The sequence below is a fragment of the Blastococcus sp. MG754426 genome (assembly GCF_021699055.1).
Lineage (GTDB): Bacteria > Actinomycetota > Actinomycetes > Mycobacteriales > Geodermatophilaceae > Blastococcus.
Map to the genome: position 1 here is coordinate 43,433 of NZ_SSXC01000001.1, position 19,251 is coordinate 62,683.

Consider the following 19,251-nt stretch of genomic DNA (forward strand, 5'->3'; position numbering starts at 1 on the left):
CGGCCGTCAGGCGGCGCGGCGGGCCCCCGTGCCGGTGGCACCGGCGAGCACGTCGCCGACCACCAGCGCCGCGCCGCAGTCGGCGCACGCCCACTCGGGGCACTCGCCACCGTCCTCGGTGTGGCCGTCGGCGCACGGCGGCTGCACGAAGTCGCGGTCGTCCCCGCAGGACGGGCAGGGCCAGTGGCGGCTGTCCACGAGCAGGCTCCTCTCGGCCGGTGGGACCGGTCCGTCCCGATCCACGCCGACCGTCGCACGGACCTCCGACAGAACCGGGTAGCTCAGGACGGCGTGTCGGTCCCCACGGCCACCGCCGGGCCACGGGTGGCCGCGACGAGCGCGGCATCCACCCGCTCGCGCTGCCCCTGGTCCACCGGGGAGCCCGAGGGGTTGGCGACGTAGAAGCAGTCGACCGCGTCGCCCCCCAAGGTCTCGATGCGGGCCGACGTGACGTCGAGCCCCTCCGCCGCGATCGCTGCGGTCAGCCGGTAGAGCAACCCCGCCCGGTCCCCCGCCCGCACCTCGACGATGCCGGTGGCGCGACCGCTCACCTCGTGGTTGTGCCAGGAGATGCGCGGCGGCGCCGACCGGGCCTCCTCGCGGTAGTCGGCCTCCCGCTGGCGCAGCCGCTCGGCCAGCCGGAGCGTGCCCTCGAGCGCGGCCCGCACGCCGTCGGCCAGGATCTCGGGCACCGGCGCCCGGCCGAACCGCGGGCGCACCGAGTACACGCCGGTCGCGTACCCGTCGGCCACGGTCATCTTCGCCGCCCGCACGTCGAGCTGGTTGAGCGCGAGCACGCCGGCGCAGGTGCTGAGCAGGCCGGGCCGGTCGGGGGCGCCGATCGTGACCTGCTGCCCGTCGGCCACCTCCTCGATCGCGACGGTCACGCCCCGCGTCGCACCCGGGAGCCCGGGCACCTGCACCGTCGCCTGGGCGCGGGGCGCCGGGTGCAGCACGGGTTCGGGCGCCGGCAGCGGGGTGCCGCCGAGCTCGGCCTGCACCCGGGCGACCAGCGCCGCCACCAGGTGCGCCTTCCACGGCGACCACGCCGACGCGCTCGTCGCCGCGCCGTCGGCCTGGGCCAGCGCGTGCAGCAGCTGGAGCACCGAGGGGTCGCGCCCGATGGTGGCGGCCACCCGCTCGATGGTGGCCGGGTCGTCGATGTCCCGCCGGGTCGCCGTCGCCGGGAGGAGCAGGTGGTGGCGCACCAGGGTGCCCAGCGTCGCGACGTCGGCCTCGGCGAAGCCCATCCGCGCGCCGATCGCGGCCGCGATCGGCTCCCCCACCACGCTGTGGTCGCCGGGCCAGCCCTTGCCGATGTCGTGCAGCAGCGAGGCCACCAGCAGCAGGTCGGGCCGGTCGACGTCGCGGGTCAGCTCGGAAGCGGCCGCGGCGGCCTCGACGAGGTGCCGGTCGACGGTGAACCGGTGCCACGGATGCCGCTGCGGCAGCGAGCGGACCCGGTCCCACTCCGGCAGCAGCCGGGCCAGCAGGCCCTCCTGGTCCAGCTGCTCCAGCACCGGCACCGCGGACCGGCCGCTGGCCAGCACGCGCAGGAAGGACCACCGCGCCTCGGCCGGCCACGGCTCGGGCATCGGCGGGCTGTGCACCGCCAGCACCTTGAGCGTGTACGGCGAGAGCAGCAGGTCGGCCCGCGCCGCGGCCGCCGCGGCCCGCAGCACCAGCCCCGGATCGGCGGCGGGGCGGGCGTCCCGCGCGAGGACCACCTCGTCCCCCTGCCGGACGACGCCCTCGGCCAGCGGCTCGCGGCGCACCCGGCGGTAACGGCCGCGGGGGCGGCGGACCAGCCCGGCCTCCACCCGCCGCCAGGTCTCGTCGGCGACGAAGGCCAGCCGCCGGCCGGCCAGGCTGACCTCGCGCAGCAGCGCGTCCTCGTCGGCAAGCCCCAGCGCAGCGGCGATCGCCCGCTGCTCCTGGCGCACCAGGACGTCGGCCGCCCGCCCGGACCGCCGGCGCAGCTCGTCGCGCACGTCCAGGAGGAATCCGTAGGCCTGCTCGACCTCGGCGGCGGGCTCGTCGGCGAGCTGGGCGGCGGCGGCCGCGCGCAGCACCTGCCCCTCGCGCAGGCCGCCGTAGGCCTCCTTGAGGTCGGGCTCGAGCAGGAAGGCGAGCTCGCCGAGCCGGCGGGCGCGGTCCCGGCGCAGGTCGCGCAGCTGGGGCAGCAGCCGGGCGGCGTGCTGGCGCCAGCTGGCCAGCGTCGCCGTGCGCAGCCGGGCGGCGAGCGCCGCGTCACCGGCGACCAGCCGCGCGTCCAGGAGCCCGAGCCCGGCCTTCACGTCGGTCGAGGCGACACCGACCGCCTCGGCGACCGACCGCACCGAGTGGTCCAGCCGCAGGCCGGCGTCCCAGACGGGGTACCAGAGCGCGTCGGCGACGGCGGCGACCTCCGGCCGGTCCTCGTGCACCAGCACCAGGTCCAGGTCGCCGTGCGGCGGCAGCTCCCGGCGGCCGAGGCTGCCGACGGCGACGAGCGCGAGGCCGTCGGTGCCCGTTCGGGGCGGCGGCCCCCCGCGCCGGGCGCGGGCGGGCGGGGTACCCCCCACGGCGTCCGCCAGCAGCCCGGCGAGCCACGCGTCCAGGGCCTCGACCCGCTCCGCGCGGGGCAGCTCCTCCAGCGCCTCGGTGTCCAGCACGACTCCCCCTCGGTACGGCCCGGATGGAAAGGCGCCGGCCGGGGGGCGGGCCACCCCACCACCCCGGCCGACGCCGTTGAGCTACGCGCGGAGCGCTCGCCTACAGGGCGTCGTCGCCGCGCTCCCCGGTGCGGACCCGCACGATCTCGTCGATCGTGGTGACCCACACCTTCCCGTCCCCGATCTGGCCGGTGGAGGCCGCCTCGACGACGGCGTCCACGACCCGGGCGGCGTCCAGCTCGCTGACGACCACCTCGATGCGGACCTTGGGCACGAAGTCCACCTGGTACTCCGCGCCGCGGTAGACCTCGGTGTGGCCGCGCTGGCGGCCGAAGCCCTGGACCTCGCTGACGGTGAGCCCGGCGATGCCGATCAGCTCGAGGGCGTTCTTGACGTCGTCCAGCTTGAACGGCTTGACGATCGCGGTGACCAGCTTCATGCCAGTGTCCTCTCGGTGTTGCGGGCCTCGGCACGCGCCTGGCCGGCCAGCGGGGCGGTGGAACCACTGCTGCCGAGCGACGCGAAGTCGTAGCCGGACTCCGCGTGCACGACGGTGTCGATACCTGCGACCTCGTCGTCCTCCGCGATGCGGAAGCCCATCGTCTTCTGGATCACGAAGCCGATCAGCAGGGTGACGACGAAGGAGAACGCCAGGACGGCGAGGGCACCGACGACCTGACGCCAGAGCTGGTCGACGCCACCACCGTAGAAGAGGCCGTCGACGCCGGACGGAGCGGCCGCCGTACCGAGGAAACCGATGGCGATGGTGCCCCAGAGGCCGCCGACGAGGTGGACACCGACGACGTCGAGCGAGTCGTCGTAGCCCAGCGTGTACTTCAGGCCCACGGCCAGGGCGCAGAGCGCACCGGCGACGACGCCGATGATGATCGCGCCGATCGGCGAGACCGCGTTGCAGGCCGGGGTGATGGCCACCAGGCCGGCGACGACGCCGGAGGCGGCGCCCAGCGACGTGGAGTGACCGTCGCGCACCTTCTCCACGAGGAGCCAGCCGAGGATGGCGGCACCCGTGGCGACGAGGGTGTTGACCCAGGCCACCGCGGCGGTGTTGTTCGCGGCCAGCGCGGAGCCGGCGTTGAAGCCGAACCAGCCGAACCACAGCAGCCCGGCACCGATCATCACCAGCGGCAGGTTGTGCGGGCGCATGGCCTCGCGGCCGAACCCGCGCCGCTTGCCGAGCACCAGGGCCAGCGCCAGGCCGGCCGCACCGGCGTTGATGTGGACGGCGGTGCCGCCGGCGAAGTCGAGCGCCGCCAGGTCGTTGGCGATCCAGCCGCCGATGACGTCGTCGCCGTCGAAGGCGAAGACCCAGTGGGCGACGGGGAAGTACACGATGGTGGCCCAGATGCCGGCGAAGACCATCCACGCGCCGAACTTGGCGCGGTCGGCGATGGCGCCGGAGATCAGCGCGACGGTGATGATCGCGAAGACGGCCTGGAAGCCGACGAAGGCCATGACGGGCAGGCCGCCGGCCTCGCTGGTGGCGTCCTCCATCAGGCCGTTCAGCCCGAAGTACTCCAGCGGGTCGCCGAGCAGGCCGGCGCCGCCGACGCTGTCTCCGAAGGCGATGGAGTAGCCGTAGAGCACCCAGAGGACGCTGATCAGCGCCAGCGCCCCGAAGCTCATCATCATCATGTTGAGGACGCTCTTCGCGCGGACCATGCCGCCGTAGAAGAGCGCGAGGCCTGGCGTCATCAGCAGCACGAGCGCCGCGCTGGTGAGGATCCAGGCGGTGTCGCCGGTGTTGACCACGGCAACCTCCTGTGTCGGGTCGTCGGCCGGGCGGCCGGATCGGTGGGCTCGGGCCCTCCGTGCGGGAGGGGCGACGCGGTGTTCACCGTGCCGGGCGCGTGTTTCCGGCGATGTCGGCGCCGCGTTTCACGGGCGTGAACTCCTCGCCGCGTGTCCCGCCGTCACGTTGCATCCGTGTTGCGCGCCCGCCCGGAGCCCTCCCTCACCCACCGATCGCGGGGATCACCCCTCGCCGACCAGCCCCTCGGCGAACACCCGCGGCTCGAACGGCGCGAGGTCGTCGGGGCCCTCCCCCAGCCCGATCAGCTTCACCGGGATGCCCAGCTCCTGCTGCACCCGGACGACGATGCCGCCCTTGGCGGTGCCGTCGAGCTTGGTGAGCACGACACCGGTGACCTCGACCGCCTCGGTGAACACGCGGGCCTGCACGACGCCGTTCTGGCCGGTGGTGGCGTCGAGCACCAGCAGCACCTCGGTGACCGGCGACTGCTTCTCCACGACCCGCTTCACCTTGCCCAGCTCGTCCATGAGCCCCGACTTGGTGTGCAGCCGGCCGGCGGTGTCGACGACGACGGTGTCCACCTCCGCCTCGACGCCGGTGCGCACCGCCTCGAACGCCACCGCCGCCGGGTCGCCGCCCTCGCGGCCGCGGACGGTGAGCACGCCCACCCGCTCGCCCCAGGTCTCCAGCTGGTCGGCGGCGGCGGCGCGGAACGTGTCGGCCGCACCCAGGACGACGCTCTTGCCGTCGCCGACGAGCACGCGCGCGAGCTTGCCGACGGTGGTCGTCTTGCCGGCGCCGTTGACGCCCACCACCAGCACCACGCCGGGCCGGCCCTCGTACCGGGAGGTGCCCAGGGTCCGGTCGAGGTCCGGGCCCAGGACGGCGGTGAGGTTGTCGACGAGGAGGTCGCGCAGCTCGGCGCCCGACGCGGTGGCCAGCACCATCGACTGGGTGCGCAGCCGCTCGACGATCTGGGTCGTCGCGGAGACGCCGACGTCGGCGGCGAGCAGGGTCTCCTCGATCTCCTCCCAGTCGTCCTCGGTCAGCTTCTCGCGGGCGAGCACGGTGAGCAGGCCGCGGCCGAGCGAGGACTGCGACCGGGCCAGCCGCGAGCGCAGCCGCACCAGCCGGCCGGCCGAGGGGGCCGGCTGGTCGAACACCAGCCCCGGCTCGGGCTCGGCCGGGGGCAGCTCGACCGTGGGCGGCGCGTCGGGGACGACCGCGTCGGGCTGGTCCTGCAGGCCCTGGCCCGAGGCGGTGGCGCCCGTGGGCCGCGGTGGCTCCGCCGGGGGTGCGGGGGGCCGCGGCCGGGTGAGCGTCGTGCCGCTGACGGCGTCGTCGTCGAGACGCGTGGTCCGCCTGCCGCGGCCGACGAGGAGGCTGACCCCGAGGATCAGCGCCACGACCAGGATCGCGATCGCGATCAGCACGAATTCCATGCCGCGAGTCTCCCAGCACCGGCCCCCGGAGCACCTCCGGGACGGCGGGTCCCCGCACGCGGGGGTGGATGCGCCAGGCTGTGCCCATGCCGCCGCCCGCTCCGTCCTCCCCCGCCCTCGTGCTGGGCCCCCTGCTGCGGCACGTGGACCCCGTCTCGGCCACCGTGTGGGTGGAGACCGACCGCCCGTGCGAGGTCGACGTCCTGGGGCGGCGGGCGCGCACCTTCACCGTGGGCGGCCACCACTTCGCGCTGGTGCTGGTGGAGGACCTCGCGCCGGGCAGCACCACGCCCTACGAGGTGCGGCTCGACGACACCCTCGTCTGGCCGCAGGCGGGCTCGGGCTTCCCGCCCAGCCGCATCCGCACCCCCGGGCGGCCCGGCCCGTTCCGGCTGGCCTTCGGCTCGTGCCGGTACGCCAGCGCCCGCACCGTGGAGGAGTCCGAGGGCATCCCGCCCGACGCGCTCGACCTGTACGCCCGGCAGCTCGCCGCCCGGCCGGAGGAGGAGTGGCCCGATGCGCTGGTGCTCCTCGGCGACCAGGTCTACGCCGACGAGCTCACCGAGCGCACCCGCGGCCGGCTGGCCCGCCGCCGGGACCGCGGGCAGCGGGCCCGGGTGCCGGAGGCGCAGGTCGCGGACTTCGAGGAGTACACCCACCTCTACCTCGAGTCCTGGCGGGACCCGGAGGTGCGCTGGCTGCTCTCGACGATCCCGTCCTCGATGATCTTCGACGACCACGAGATGATCGACGACTGGAACACCTCGGCGGCCTGGCGGCGGACGATGCAGGACGAGCCGTGGTGGTCCGGCCGGATCACCGGCGGGCTGATCAGCTACTGGGTCTACCAGCACCTGGGCAACCTCAGCCCGCAGGAGCTGGCCGAGAACAAGGCCTGGCGCGCCGTCCAGGACCTGGTGGACGCCTCCGGGGACACCCCGGCCGACGCCGAGCCGATCCTGCGCGAGATGGCCGTGCGCGCCGACGCCGACCCGGCGAGCGTGCGGTGGAGCTTCGTGCGGCACTGGGGCGACGCGCGGCTGGTCGTGGTCGACAGCCGTGCCGGGCGGGTGCTGGAGGAGACCGGCCGCCGGATGCTGGACGACGACGAGTTCGACTGGGTCGAGGCAGCGATGCGGCAGGCCGCGCGGGACGGGGTGGAGCACCTCGTCGTCGGCACCTCGCTGCCGTGGCTGCTGCCGCACGCCGTCGACGCGCTCGAGCGGTGGAACGCCACGCTGAACCTCCGCCACCACGGCCGCTGGCGCGGTCGGCTGGCCGAGCAGGTGCGCCAGCTGGCCGACCTCGAGCACTGGGCGGCGTTCGGGCACTCCTTCGACCGGCTGGGCCGGGCGCTGCTGTCGGTCGCGCGCGGCGAGCACGGCCGGCCCCCGGCGACCGCGCTGGTCCTCTCCGGCGATGTCCACCACGCCTACGCGGCCGAGGTCGTGGAGCCCGGCGGGCTCGCCTCGCGCGTGCACCAGCTCACCGTCTCCCCGCTGCACAACCAGGCGCCGCACCCGATCAAGGTGGCGTTCCGGATCGGCTGGAGCCGGCGCGCCCGGCGGCTGATGGAGGCGCTCGCCCGGTGGGTCGGCGCCGAGCCCGCCGGCCTGGAGTGGGAGAAGCAGGCCGGGCCCTACTTCGGCAACCAGATCGGCGAGCTGGTGCTCGACGGCCGCGAGGCGCGTTTCGTCCTGTCGGTGAGCGAGCGGGGCGCCACCACGCTGAGCCAGGTCGTGGACGCGCCGTTGTCGAGCGCCTGAGAGGGTGAGGAGGTGAGCAAGCCGGCCCCCGGTCCCGACCAGCCGCCGATCCCGGTCCGCCTGGTCACCTTCAACACCCACCACGGCGTGGGTACCGACGCGCGCCACGACCTCCCCCGGCTGGCCAGGCTGCTGGCCTCGGTGGACGCCGACGTCATCTGCCTGCAGGAGGTCGACCGGCACTTCGGCCCGCGCAGCGAGGACGTCGACCAGGCGCTGCTGCTCTCCCGGGCGCTGGACATGCAGCTGGCCTGGGGCCCGGCGATCGACGAGCGGCGGCCGGGTGACCAGCCGCCTCGGCAGTACGGCAACGCGCTGCTCTCGCGGCTGCCGATCCTGATCAGCGACGTGCACCGGCTGCCCGGCAGCGGCGAGCCGCGCAGCGCGCTGCGCACGATGGTCGAGCTCGACGGCGGGGCGCTGTGGGTGACCGCGACCCACCTCACCACCCGCTCGGCGGACGAGCGGCGGGCGCAGGTCGAGGCGCTGGCCGCGCTGCACACCGACTCCATGGAGACCGGCGTGCTGGTCGGTGACTTCAACACCGCGCCCGACGCCCCGGAACTGGACGCGCTGCGGCGGCGGTTCACCGACGCCTGGCGGCTGGCCCGGGCCCGGGACGACCAGTCGGGCTGGCGGTTCTGGCAGTCCGACGCCGGCCACACCCACCCGGCGCGGTCGCCGCACCGGCGCATCGACCAGGTGTGGGTCTCAGCGGGGGTCGCCGTCGCCGGGGCCCACGTCCTCGACGCCGGGGGCGCCTCCGACCACCTCCCCGTCGTCGTCGACCTCGAGGTCCGCTCCGGCGTCTGAGGAACCCGGCACCCGCCGTCCCCGCCTCAACCCTCGGGGGGGTCAGGCGGTCTCGAGCTCGCGCAGGCGCTGGCTGATGACGCCGGTGATGCCGTCCCCGCGCATGCTCACCCCGTAGAGCGCGTCGGCGATCTCCATCGTCCGCTTCTGGTGCGTGATGATGATCAGCTGCGACGTCGACCGGAGCTGCTCCACGAGCACCAGCAGCCGGCCGAGGTTGACGTCGTCCAGCGCCGCCTCGACCTCGTCGAGCACGTAGAACGGCGAGGGCCGGGCGCGGAAGATCGCCACCAGCATCGCGACCGCCGTCAGCGACCGCTCCCCGCCCGAGAGCAGCGACAGCCGCTTCACCTTCTTGCCCGGCGGCCGCGCCTCCACCTCGACGCCGGTGGTCAGCATGTCCTCCGGGTCGGTGAGCACCAGCCGCCCCGAGCCGCCCGGGAACAGGGTGGCGAAGACCTGCTCGAACTCCCGCGCCACGTCGGCGAACGCCGCGGCGAAGACGTCGTGGATGCGGCCGTCCACCTCGCGGACGACGGTGAGCAGGTCCTTGCGGGTGGTCTTGAGGTCCTCGAGCTGGGTGGCGAGGAAGGTGTGCCGCTCCTCCAGCGCCGCGAACTCCTCCAGCGCCAGCGGGTTGACCTTGCCCAGCGTGGCGAGGTCCCGCTCGGCGCGGGCCACCCGCCGCTCCTGGACGGCGCGGTCGTAGGGCACCGGGTCCGGTGCCGGCTCGCCCTTGGCCTCGGCCTCGGCCACCTGCTGCGGCGGGGGCGGCACCGGGGCGGCGGGCCCGTACTCGCCGATGAGCGTGGGCAGGTCGACGCCGAACTCCTCGGCCGCCCGGGTCTCCAGCGACTCGATGCGGTAGCGCTGCTCGGTGCGGGCCACCTCGTCGCGGTGCACCTCGTCGGTGAGCCGGTCGAGCTCCGCGGTGGCCGCGCGCACCCGGCTGCGCACCTCCAGCAGCTCGGCCTCCGCGCCGCTGCGCGACGACGTCAGCGCATCCCGCTCCGCGGCCGCGCGCACCAGGGAGTGCTCGAGGGCGGCGAGCGCGACCCCCGCGTCGTGCCGCACCCGGTCGGCCACCGCGGCCCCGCGCTCGCGCGCCACCCGGGCCGCCGCGGCCCGCTCCCGGGCCGCCCGTTCCTGCCGGGCCTGCCGGCGGAGCGATTCGGCTCGTCCCTGCAGGGCGCGGGCCCGCTCCTCGGCGGTGCGGACGGCGAGGCGCGCCTCCGTCTCGGCCTGCCGGGCGGCGGCCACCTCGGCGCGCAGCCGGTCGCGCTCCTCGGTCGGCGGCTCCTCCTCCACGGGCGCGGCCTCCGCCTCGGCGAGCTGCTGCTCGAGCCCGGTCAGCGAGGTCTGCGCCTGCTCCAGCGCCTGCTCGGCCCGCACTCGCGCGGCCAGCGAGCGCTCTGCCTCCGAGGCGGCCGAGCGCGCCGCGGCACCGAGCTCGGCCAGCTGCGCGGCGACCGCCGAGCGGGAGCGGTCGGCGGCCTGCCGGGCGGCCAGCGCGGTGTCGACGTCGGCCGAGCGCGCGCGGGCCGTCTCGCGGGCCGCGGCCAGCTCCTCGGCGAGCGCGGCCGCCCGCTCCGTCGCGGCCGCGAGCTCGGTGGCCGCCTCGTCCACGCGGGCCCGCAGCTCCAGGTTCGACGGCGCATCGGTCTGGCCGCCCAGGGCCCAGTCCGCGCCGAGGAGGTCGCCGGTGGCGGTGACCGCCCGGACCCGGGGGTGGGTGCGCACGAGCGCGACCGCCGCGTCCAGGTCGGCCACCAGCGCGACGCGCTCGAGCGCGCGGGCCAGCGCCGGGCGCAGCGCCTCGGGCGCCTGCACCGCGTCCAGCGCCCAGCGGGCGCCGCCCGGCAGCTCGGGCCAGCCGTCCCGCGGCACCGGCGGCACCCCCCCGGTGACCAGCAGTCCGGCGCGCCCGCCGTCGGTGCGGGTGAGGTGCTGCAGCGCCGCGGCGGCCTCGGCGACCCCGGCGACGACGACGGCATCGGACATCCCGCCCAGCGCGGCGGCCACGGCGACCTCGTCGCCGGGGGTCACGGCGAGCTGCTCGGTGACCGGGCCGAGCACGCCCGCCAGGCCCGCCCCGAGCACCGCGGCCGCGCCGTCGGCGGGGGTGAGCCCGAGGGCGAGGGCGTCGCGGCGGGCCTGCCAGGAGGCGCGGTCGCGCTCGGCGGCCCGCTCGGCCTCGGCCAGCTCGGTGACCCGGCGGGCCGCGGCGGTGTGCGCGGCGACGGCGTCCTCGTGCGCGGCGACCAGCGCGAGGTCGGTGTCCTCCTGGTCGGCGACCTGCCCGCGCCGGTCGGCCAGCCGCTCGTCGGCGGCCCGGGCGCGGTCGGCCGCCTCGGCGGCGGCGACGGTGAGCCGCTCGATCTCGGCCTCCCCGGCGTGCACCCGGGACCGCGCGGCCGCCACCTTGCCGGAGAGCCGGGCCAGCCCCTCGCGGCGGTCGGCGAGCGCCCGGGCAGCGGCGACCCAGGCCTTCTCGGCGGCAGCCAGCGCGGTCTCCAGCTCCGCCCGGCCGGCGACGACCGCAGCGAGCCGCTCCCGCTCGGCCTGCAGGCCCGCGGCGAGCTCCGCCTCGGTCGAGGCGACGCGGTGGGCCTCGGCGTCGAGCTGGTCGGGGTCGCGACCGGGCGCAGCCGAGGGGGCCGCGGCGGAGAGGTGCCGGTGCCGCTCGGCGGCGAGCTGGGCGACGCTGCGGAACCGCTCCCCCAGCGCGGAGAGCCGGTACCAGGTGTCCGAGGCGGCCTGCAGCCGCGGGGCGCTCGCGGCGAGCTCGCTCTCCAGCTCGCCCTCCCGCCGGGAGACGGCGGAGAGCTCGCGCTCCACCACGGCGCGCCGCTGCCGGGCCGCGGTCTCGTCGGCGACGTCCCGGTCGAGGGCGTCGCGGAGCTGGACGAGGTCGTCGGCGAGCAGCCGCAGCCGGGCGTCGCGCAGGTCGGCCTGCACGCCGGCGGCGCGGCGGGCGACCTCGGCCTGCCGGCCCAGCGGCTTGAGCTGGCGGCGCAGCTCGGCGGTGAGGTCGGCCAGCCGGTCGAGGTTGGCCTGCATCCCGTCGAGCTTGCGGAGCGCCTTCTCCTTGCGCTTGCGGTGCTTGAGGACGCCGGCGGCCTCCTCGATGAAGGCGCGGCGGTCCTCGGGGCGGCCGGAGAGGACGGCGTCGAGCTGCCCCTGCCCGACGATGACGTGCATCTCGCGGCCGATGCCGGAGTCGCTGAGCAGCTCCTGGACGTCGAGCAGGCGCACCTTGTCGCCGTTGATCTCGTACTCGCTCTCGCCGGAGCGGTACATGCGGCGGGTGATCGACACCTCGGTGTACTCGATCGGCAGCGCGCCGTCGGCGTTGTCGATGGTGAGCGTCACCTCGGCCCGGCCGAGCGCCGGGCGCCCGGCGGTGCCGGCGAAGATGACGTCCTCCATCTTGCCGCCGCGCAGGCTCTTGGCGCCCTGCTCGCCGAGGACCCAGGAGATGGCGTCGACGACGTTGGACTTGCCCGACCCGTTGGGGCCGACGACGGCGGTGATGCCGGGCTCCAGCCGGAGCGTGGTGGCGGACGCGAAGGACTTGAAGCCCTTGAGCGTCAGGCTGGAGAGGTGCACGAGGTCAGCACTCTAGCCCGGGATCCCGGGTTGCCGGGGGCCTGCGAGGCCGGTGGTGCGCCTGTGACCGGCCCGTTCGAGGCCCCGGGGTCCCGCCTCAGGCGAGCGCGGGCTCGGCGGTGTCGCCCGCCAGGGAGAGCAGCTCGTGGGCGATGGCGGCGTCGCGCTGGGCGCGCAGCTCGGCGAGCTCCTGCTCGAGCCGCTGCACCCGGGCCCGCAGGGCGGCGTTCTCCTCGGCTACCCGGAGTTCCACGGGGGTGACGACCGAACCGAACAGGGCCTTGGCCATGGCTGTGACGGCCTTTCGAGAGCGAGAGGGTGTGCCCGGCGCCCCGGTGCGCGGTCGGCGCGGGCTGGATGTTCCCAGGGTGACAGCCCCCGACACGCAGGTCAACGGCGCCGGGGTGAGGCTCCCGTGTCGGGGGGATGTCGTCTTCGTCACGCCGTGGTGAAGCCCTCCAGCCCCTGCGGGGGTGCGGAGCGGACGTCGACGCCGGTCACCCGGCCCGGGGCGTCCGGGCCGTCGAGCGCGGCGACGAGTTCGCGCACCGCCGCCTCGGGCCCCTCGGCGACCACCTCGACCCGCCCGTCGGGGAGGTTGCGCGCGACCCCGGAGAGCCCGGCCCGCTGCGCGAGCCCGCGCACGAAGTACCGGTACCCGACGCCCTGGACGCGGCCGGAGACCAGCACCTCCACGCGGACGGTCACGCGCGCCGCGCTCTCGGCCGGGGCTGGCAGGTGGGGCAGCTGTAGCTGGAGCGGTTCATGAACGACTCGCGGCGGATCGGCGTGCCGCAGCGGGGGCACGGCCGGTCCTCCTGCCCGTAGACCGCGAGGAAGCGGGAGAAGTACCCGCTCTGCCCGTTGACGTCGACGTAGAGGGAGTCGAAGGAGGTGCCGCCCTGCGCGAGCGCCTCCCCCAGGACGTCGCGGACGCCGTCGAGCAGGTCGGCCACCTGCGCCCGGGTGAGCCGGTCGGTGGGGCGGGAGCCGTGCAGGCGGGCCCGCCACAGCGCCTCGTCGGCGTAGATGTTGCCCACCCCGCCGATGAGCGTCTGGTCCAGCAGCGCCCGCTTGACCTCGGTGCGGCGCCGGCGCAGCGCCGCGGTGAACGCGTCGACGTCGAACGACTCGTCCAGCGGGTCGATCGCGATGTGCGCCAGCCGCCCCGGCACGTCGTCGCCGTCCGCCTCCTCCACCGCCAGGCCGCCGAACGTGCGCTGGTCGACGAAGCGCAGCTCCCGGCCGCGGTCGGTGAAGGTGAACCGGGCGCGCAGGTGGGTCTCGTCGGGGGCCGACGGCTTCTCGACGAGCAGCTGGCCGCTCATCCCCAGGTGCCCGACCAGCGCGCGCCCCGACGGCGACCCGTCGGGCTCGGCCAGCGGCAGCCACAGGTACTTGCCGCGGCGGTGCGCGGCGGTGAGCGTGCGGCCGGTGAGCGCCTCCACGAAGTGGTCGGCGCCCTCCAGGTGGCGGCGCACCGCCCGCGGGTGGTGCACCTCGACGGCGGCGACGGTGCGCCCGGCCACCCACTGCTCCAGCCCCCGGCGCACCACCTCGACCTCGGGCAGCTCGGGCACGGGTCTACTCCTCCGACAGCGCGCGCCAGGCGGCCTCGGCGGCCTCCTGCTCGGCGGCCTTCTTGGTGCGCCCCGTGCCGGTGCCGCGGACGGTGCCGGCGAGCAGCACGTCGGCGCGGAACGTCTTGGCGTGGTCGGGCCCCTCGTCGTCCACCTGGTAGACCGGTGCACCGAGCCCCTGCGCCGCGCCGAGCTCCTGCAGGCTGGTCTTCCAGTCCAGGCCGGCGCCGCGCGTGGCCGCCTCGGCCAGCAGCGGGTCGAACAGCCGGTGCACGATCGCCGCGGCGGTGTCCAGCCCGCAGCCCAGGTGCAGCGCACCGATGAGGGCCTCGAGCGCGTCGGCGAGGATCGAGTCCTTCTCGCGGCCGCCGGTGGTCTCCTCGCCGCGGCCCAGCAGCAGGTGCGGGCCCAGCCCGTCCTCCCCGAGGCGCCGGGCGACGCCGGCCAGCGAGGTCATGTTCACCACGGAGGCACGCAGCTTGGCCAGCTGGCCCTCGGGGAGGTCCGGCTGGCTGCGGTAGAGCTCGTCGGTGACGACCAGACCGAGCACGGAGTCGCCGAGGAACTCCAGGCGCTCGTTGGTCGGCAGGCCACCGTTCTCGTAGGCGAACGACCGGTGGGTCAGCGCCAGCGGCAGCAGCCCGCCCGGCAGCGCGACACCGAGGGCGTCGAACAGCCAGGTGGCGGCCCGCTCGGCGTGCTCCGGCCCGCCCGGGGGCGCCGCCGGGACGCGGCCGTCCGCGGCATCCCGGTCAGGATGCGGAGCGGCGGCCGTCGTCCCCATGGCGGTGCGGCAGGTCAGACCGAGAGGACCTGGCGGCCGTCGTACTGCCCGCAGGTCGGGCACGCCTGGTGCGGCGGCTTGAGCTCGCCGCAGGCGCGGTTCGGGCACGGCGACAGGGTCGGCGCGGTGGCCTTCCACTGCGACCGGCGCATGCGGGTGTTGGCCCGCGACATCTTCCGCTTCGGAACGGCCACGTCAGTTCTCCTCTGGGGTGGTGGATTCGCCGGGGGTGCCCGGCGAGGAAGCGAATCGCTCCGCGAGGGCCGCCCAGCGGGGGTCGGTCACCTCGTGGGTGTGGTCCTCGGGCAGGTCGTCGATCCGCTGACCGCAGCCGACGCACAGGCCGCCGCAGTCCTCGGTGCACACCGGCGAGAGCGGGAGGCTCAGCACGATGGTGTCCCGCGCCAGCGGCTCGAGGTCGAGGAAGTCACCCTCGACCCGGCGCACCTCGTCCTCCTCGCTGGTGGCCTCGGTGGTGCTGCCCGCGTAGGCGTACAGCTCCTGGACGTCGAGCGCCAGCGTGTCCTCGAGCGGCTCGAGGCAGCGGGCGCAGGAGCCGACGACCGGCACCTCCAGGTCGCCGGAGACCAGCACGCCCTCCATGACCGACTCCAGCCGGAGCCGCAGGTGGACCTCGGCGCCGCCGGGGACCCGGATGAGCTCCAGGCCCCAGCCCTCGGGCGCCGGCGCCGTCCGGTCGAGCTCGTGCAGGCTGCCCGGGCGCCGGCCCAGCTCCCGGAGGTCGACCTTCCAGGGGTTGGTCGAGGGGCGCCGGTCCTCGGGGGACGCAGCGCCGGGGTGGTTCCGGGGAGCAGCAGGCATGTCGGTACTCGCGGTCGGGTGCGGGAGGGGTGGTCAGCCGGGCGGGACGCCGACGGCCGGACCGGTGGTCGAGACTACCCGATCCTCTCCGGGGCCCCACCGTGCGGAAGGTCTCAGCCGTCCCGCAGGTTGCTGCGGGCCTTGTCCACCGAGCGCAGCATGCGCTCCAGTGCCGCCCCGAACTCGGCCAGCCGGGTGTCCACGTACTCGTCGACCTCGGCCCGCATCTGCGCGGCCTCGGCGTGGGACTGCTCGCCGAGCTCGTCGGCCCGGGTGACGGCGGTGCGGTAGACCTCGGTCTCGGTGATCAGCCGCTCGTGCTCGGCCTGGCCGTCGGCGACGAGCGCGGCCCGGTGCTGCTGCCCCTCGGCGACCAGCGCCTGGGCCTCGGCCTCGGCGTCGACCAGGATCTGCTCGGCGTCGGCCCGGGCCTGGGCCAGCAGCTCGTCGCGCTGCCGCCGGGCCGTGCCGATGATCTCGTCGCGCTGCCGCCGGGCCTGGACGAGCAGCTGCTCGCTCTCCGCCCTGGTGCGGCCGGTGAGCCGCTCGGCCTCGGCCTGGGCCTGCTGCAGGATCTCGGTGCGCTGCTCGACGATCGCGCCGGCGGCCTGCACGTCCTCGGGCAGCGACTCGCGCAGGTCGTCGAGCAGGTCGAGCACGTGGTCCCGGGGCACCATGCAGGAGCTCGACATCGGCACGCTGCGGGCGTTCTCGATGACCGTGGTCAGCTCGTCGACGGTCTCGTAGAGGCGGTAGACGACCTCGGTGGTGTGGCCGCGCCCGGGCCGGGTCACGACCGCCCCTCGCGGGCCCGTTCGCGCAGCCGGTCGTCGACGACCTTGGGCACCAGCCGCGAGACGTCGCCGCCGAAGCCGGCGATCTGCTTGACCAGGCTGGAGGAGAGGTGACCGACCTGCGGGGCGGTGGGCACGAAGAGCGTCTCGATGGCGGCCAGCTCGCGGTTCATCTGCGCCATCTGCAGCTCGTACTCGAAGTCGCTGACCGCGCGCAGGCCCTTGACGATGACCGGGATGTCCTGGCTGCGGCAGTAGTCGACGAGCAGGCCCTGGAAGCTGTCGACGCGCACGTTGGGCAGGTCGGCGACGGCCTCCCGGATCAGCTCCATGCGCTCCGCGACGGAGAACAGCCCCGCCTTGCCCGGGTTCACCAGCACGGCGACGACCAGCTCGTCGTACAGCCCGGCGGCCCGGTTGATGACGTCGACGTGCCCGTTGGTCACCGGGTCGAAGGAACCTGGGCAGACGGCACGTCTCACGGACGCCGACCGTACCGGAGCACGGCCTCGCCGTAGCGCCGCTCGCGCAGACCTTCCAGGGGTGTCGGCCAGGCCCACGTGCGCTCCCGGCTGGGCCGCTCGACCACGACGACGCCGCCGGGGGCCAGCCACTCCCCCGCGACCAGCGCCCCGAGCACCTCGTGGACCTCCTCCGCGGGCGTCTCGTACGGCGGGTCGGCGAGGACGACGTCGAACGCCTGCGGCGCGGGCCCGGCGGCGACCGCGGGCACGGAGCCGGCCACGACCCGCCCGCCGGGCAGCCCGACGGCCGCCAGGTTGGCCCGCAGGACCGGCAGCACCCTCGGGCCGGACTCGACGAAGACAGCGGTGGCCGCGCCGCGGGAGAGCGCCTCCAGCCCGAGCGCGCCGGACCCGGCGTAGAGGTCCAGCACCGCGGCCCCCTCGAGGTCGACGAGCGAGCCCAGCGAGTTGAACAGCGCCCCGCGGGCCTTGTCCCCGGTCGGCCGGACGCCGGTGGAGGGGACCTGCAGCCGACGGCCGCCCGCGAGCCCCGCGATGATCCGCGTCACGCCTTCTCCAGCCACTCGGCGCGCTCGTCGCTGGCCAGGGCCGCGACCTCGGCGGCGAGCCCCGGGTGGTCGGCCAGACCGCGCTCGGTGGCCAGCAACGCCGTCGCCTCCGCCCGCGCCTCGGCGATCAGCTCCTCGTCCTCCAGCAGCGACAGCAGCTTGATGCCCGAGCGCCGGCCGGACTGCGCGGCGCCGAGGACGTCGCCCTCCCGCCGGGTCTCCAGGTCCAGGCGGGCCAGCTCGAAGCCGTCGGAGGTGGCGGCGACCGCGGCCAGCCGCTGCCCGGTCGGCGAGGAGGTCGGGGCCTCGCTCACCAGCAGGCACAGCCCGGCGTGCTTGCCGCGGGCGACGCGTCCGCGCAGCTGGTGCAGCTGGCTCACGCCGAACCGGTCGGCGTCCATGACCACCATGACGGTGGCGTTGGGCACGTCGACCCCGACCTCGACCACCGTGGTGGCCACCAGCACGTCGGTCGCGCCGTCGGCGAAGGCGCGCATCACGCCGTCCTTCTCCTCGGGGGTCATCCGCCCGTGCAGGACGTCCAGGCGCAGGCCGGCCAGCGGGCCGGCGCGCAGCGCCTCGGCGACGTCGAGGACGGCGAGCGGGGGCCGCCGGTCGCTGCGGCCCTCGTCCTCCGGCGGCGCGCCGTCGGCGTCCTCCGGCTCGTCCCCGGGCACGTCGCCGATGCGGGGGCAGACGACGTAGGCCTGCCGGCCGGCGGCGACCTCCTCGCGGAGCCGCTCCCAGGCGCGGTCCAGCCAGCCGGGCTTCTCCACGACCGGCACCACCGAGCTGGCCACACCCCCGCGCCCGCTGGGCAGCTGCCGGAGCGTGGAGACCTCGAGGTCGCCGTAGACGGTCATCGCGACCGTCCGCGGGATCGGCGTCGCGGTCATCACCAGCACGTGCGGGGGGCGGCTGCCCTTGGCGCGGAGCGCGTCCCGCTGCTCCACGCCGAACCGGTGCTGCTCGTCGACGACGACCAGCCCGAGGTCGGCGAAGTCGACACCCTCCTGCAGCAGCGCGTGGGTGCCGACGACGATGCCGGCCCGCCCCTCGGCCACCTCGGCCCGGGCCTGGCGGCGGGGCGCGGCCTTGAGCGAGCCGGTGAGCAGGGTGACCCGGGTGCCGGCCGGGTCGCCGTCGAGCTCCCCGGCGCGGCCGAGCGGGCCGAGCAGGGCGCGGATGCCGCGGGCGTGCTGGGCGGCGAGCACCTCCGTGGGCGCGAGCAGGGCGGCCTGGCCGCCGGCGTCCACCACCTGCGCCATCGCACGCAGCGCGACGACCGTCTTGCCCGAGCCGACCTCGCCCTGCAGGAGGCGGTGCATCGGCTGGTCGCGGTCCAGCTCGGCGGCGAGCTCCTCCCCCACCGCACGCTGGCCGTCGGTGAGCGCGAACGGCAGCGCGGCGTCCACGGCGTCGAGCAGCCCCCCCGGCTTCCGCGGGCGCGCGGTGCCGGGCTCCAGGGCGGCGGCCCGGCGGCGGGCGGCGAGGGTGAGCTGCAGGGTGAGCGCCTCGTCCCACTTCAGCCGGTGCTCGGCGCGCTCGACGTCCTGGGCGGTGGTGGGGCGGTGGATGTCCAGGAGCGCCGCCGGCAGCGACAGCAGGCCGTGCCGGGTGCGGATCTCCTCCGGCAGCGGGTCGGTGACCAGGTCGGCCAGGTTGCCCGCACCGCCCAGCAGCAGCTTCACCGACTTCTGGATCACCCAGCTGGAGACGTCCTTGCTCGCCGGGTAGATCGGCACCAGCTCGCGGGCCCAGTCGTCGTCATCGTCGTCGCCGCTGAGCAGGTGCATGTCGGGGTGGGTGAACTGCAGCTTGCCCTGGTAGGTGCCGACGGTGCCGGCGAACATGCCCCACACCCCGGGCGCCAGGCGCGCGTGCCGGTGGCTGAAGAAGACCAGCTTCATGGTGCTGGCGCCGTCGCCGACGGTGACCTCGGTGAGGGTGCCCCGGCGCTGGCGCATGGGCCGGGTGCTCACGTTCCTCACCTGGGCGAGCACCGTCACCCGGTCGCCGGGCTGCAGGTCGTCGAGCCGGGCCATCTCGCCGCGCCGGGCGTAGCGGCGGGGGTAGTGGCGCAGCAGGTGGCGCACCGTGTGCAGGCCGAGCGACTCGGCCATGCCGGTGGCGGTCTTGGGCCCCAGCACCTTCGCCAGCGGGGTCTCCAGCGTCACCGCCAT

18 protein-coding genes are annotated in these 19,251 nt (G+C 75.9%); 2 read left to right on the plus strand and 16 right to left on the minus strand.

Annotated features, from left to right (window positions below; all coding sequences use genetic code 11):
- Positions 1 to 6 precede the first annotated feature (6 nt).
- The 5 genes from E9549_RS00250 to ftsY form a co-directional block, all read right to left on the minus strand.
- Complete coding sequence (locus tag E9549_RS00250; RefSeq protein WP_236824569.1) at positions 7 to 198, minus strand: hypothetical protein; 192 nt, start codon at positions 196 to 198, stop codon at positions 7 to 9.
- An 83-nt stretch (positions 199 to 281) separates the two neighbouring features.
- Entirely contained in the window at positions 282 to 2,654 is a 2,373-nt protein-coding gene (locus E9549_RS00255; RefSeq protein ID WP_236824570.1) for a [protein-PII] uridylyltransferase, read from the minus strand.
- A gap of 100 nt (positions 2,655 to 2,754) precedes the next feature.
- Complete coding sequence (locus E9549_RS00260) at positions 2,755 to 3,093, minus strand: P-II family nitrogen regulator (protein ID WP_026856120.1); 339 nt, start codon at positions 3,091 to 3,093, stop codon at positions 2,755 to 2,757.
- Positions 3,090 to 4,424, minus strand: a complete 1,335-nt coding sequence (locus E9549_RS00265; RefSeq protein ID WP_236824571.1) for an ammonium transporter — start codon at positions 4,422 to 4,424, stop codon at positions 3,090 to 3,092. The genes E9549_RS00260 and E9549_RS00265 overlap by 4 nt, the downstream gene beginning before the upstream one ends.
- 222 nt (positions 4,425 to 4,646) lie before the next feature.
- Positions 4,647 to 5,867 (minus strand): signal recognition particle-docking protein FtsY, encoded by a 1,221-nt coding sequence (gene ftsY / locus E9549_RS00270; protein WP_236824572.1) that lies wholly within the window; start codon positions 5,865 to 5,867, stop codon positions 4,647 to 4,649.
- An 86-nt stretch (positions 5,868 to 5,953) separates the two neighbouring features.
- Between ftsY and E9549_RS00275 the strand changes: the two genes are divergently transcribed.
- Positions 5,954 to 7,633 (plus strand): alkaline phosphatase D family protein, encoded by a 1,680-nt coding sequence (locus E9549_RS00275; RefSeq protein ID WP_236824573.1) that lies wholly within the window; start codon positions 5,954 to 5,956, stop codon positions 7,631 to 7,633.
- A gap of 12 nt (positions 7,634 to 7,645) precedes the next feature.
- Complete coding sequence (locus E9549_RS00280; protein WP_236824574.1) at positions 7,646 to 8,446, plus strand: endonuclease/exonuclease/phosphatase family protein; 801 nt, start codon at positions 7,646 to 7,648, stop codon at positions 8,444 to 8,446.
- 42 nt (positions 8,447 to 8,488) lie between these two features.
- On the opposite strand, the gene smc is transcribed toward E9549_RS00280, so the two are convergent.
- The 11 genes from smc to recG all read right to left on the minus strand — a co-directional run bounded on the left by smc (position 8,489) and on the right by recG (position 19,251).
- The gene (gene smc, locus E9549_RS00285; RefSeq protein ID WP_236824575.1) at positions 8,489 to 12,055 is read right to left on the minus strand and encodes a chromosome segregation protein SMC; all 3,567 of its coding nucleotides are present in this window, start codon (positions 12,053 to 12,055) and stop codon (positions 8,489 to 8,491) included.
- A 97-nt stretch (positions 12,056 to 12,152) separates the two neighbouring features.
- Positions 12,153 to 12,344, minus strand: a complete 192-nt coding sequence (locus E9549_RS00290) for a hypothetical protein (protein ID WP_236824576.1) — start codon at positions 12,342 to 12,344, stop codon at positions 12,153 to 12,155.
- A gap of 149 nt (positions 12,345 to 12,493) precedes the next feature.
- The gene (locus E9549_RS00295; protein ID WP_236824577.1) at positions 12,494 to 12,763 is read right to left on the minus strand and encodes an acylphosphatase; all 270 of its coding nucleotides are present in this window, start codon (positions 12,761 to 12,763) and stop codon (positions 12,494 to 12,496) included.
- Positions 12,760 to 13,635 carry a bifunctional DNA-formamidopyrimidine glycosylase/DNA-(apurinic or apyrimidinic site) lyase gene (mutM, locus tag E9549_RS00300; protein ID WP_236824578.1) on the minus strand — a complete coding sequence of 292 codons (876 nt, stop codon included), beginning with the start codon at positions 13,633 to 13,635 and terminating at the stop codon, positions 12,760 to 12,762. Before mutM ends, E9549_RS00295 begins: the two co-directional genes overlap by 4 nt.
- Positions 13,636 to 13,639: 4 nt before the next feature.
- Positions 13,640 to 14,419 (minus strand): ribonuclease III, encoded by a 780-nt coding sequence (rnc, locus tag E9549_RS00305; protein ID WP_236824579.1) that lies wholly within the window; start codon positions 14,417 to 14,419, stop codon positions 13,640 to 13,642.
- A gap of 14 nt (positions 14,420 to 14,433) precedes the next feature.
- Positions 14,434 to 14,613: a 50S ribosomal protein L32 gene (gene rpmF / locus E9549_RS00310; protein ID WP_014377519.1), complete on the minus strand. Its 180-nt coding sequence runs from the start codon at positions 14,611 to 14,613 to the stop codon at positions 14,434 to 14,436.
- Position 14,614: 1 nt separating this feature from the next.
- A complete protein-coding gene (locus E9549_RS00315) occupies positions 14,615 to 15,241 on the minus strand; it encodes a DUF177 domain-containing protein (protein ID WP_236824580.1) in 627 nt (208 codons plus the stop codon).
- A 113-nt stretch (positions 15,242 to 15,354) separates the two neighbouring features.
- Positions 15,355 to 16,035: a hypothetical protein gene (locus E9549_RS00320; protein WP_236824581.1), complete on the minus strand. Its 681-nt coding sequence runs from the start codon at positions 16,033 to 16,035 to the stop codon at positions 15,355 to 15,357.
- Positions 16,032 to 16,517 (minus strand): pantetheine-phosphate adenylyltransferase, encoded by a 486-nt coding sequence (gene coaD, locus E9549_RS00325; protein WP_236824582.1) that lies wholly within the window; start codon positions 16,515 to 16,517, stop codon positions 16,032 to 16,034. The genes E9549_RS00320 and coaD overlap by 4 nt, the downstream gene beginning before the upstream one ends.
- On the minus strand, positions 16,514 to 17,068 hold the full coding sequence (gene rsmD, locus E9549_RS00330) for a 16S rRNA (guanine(966)-N(2))-methyltransferase RsmD (protein ID WP_236824583.1): 555 nt from the start codon (positions 17,066 to 17,068) through the stop codon (positions 16,514 to 16,516). Before rsmD ends, coaD begins: the two co-directional genes overlap by 4 nt.
- On the minus strand, positions 17,065 to 19,251 hold the full coding sequence (gene recG / locus E9549_RS00335; RefSeq protein ID WP_236824584.1) for an ATP-dependent DNA helicase RecG: 2,187 nt from the start codon (positions 19,249 to 19,251) through the stop codon (positions 17,065 to 17,067). Before recG ends, rsmD begins: the two co-directional genes overlap by 4 nt.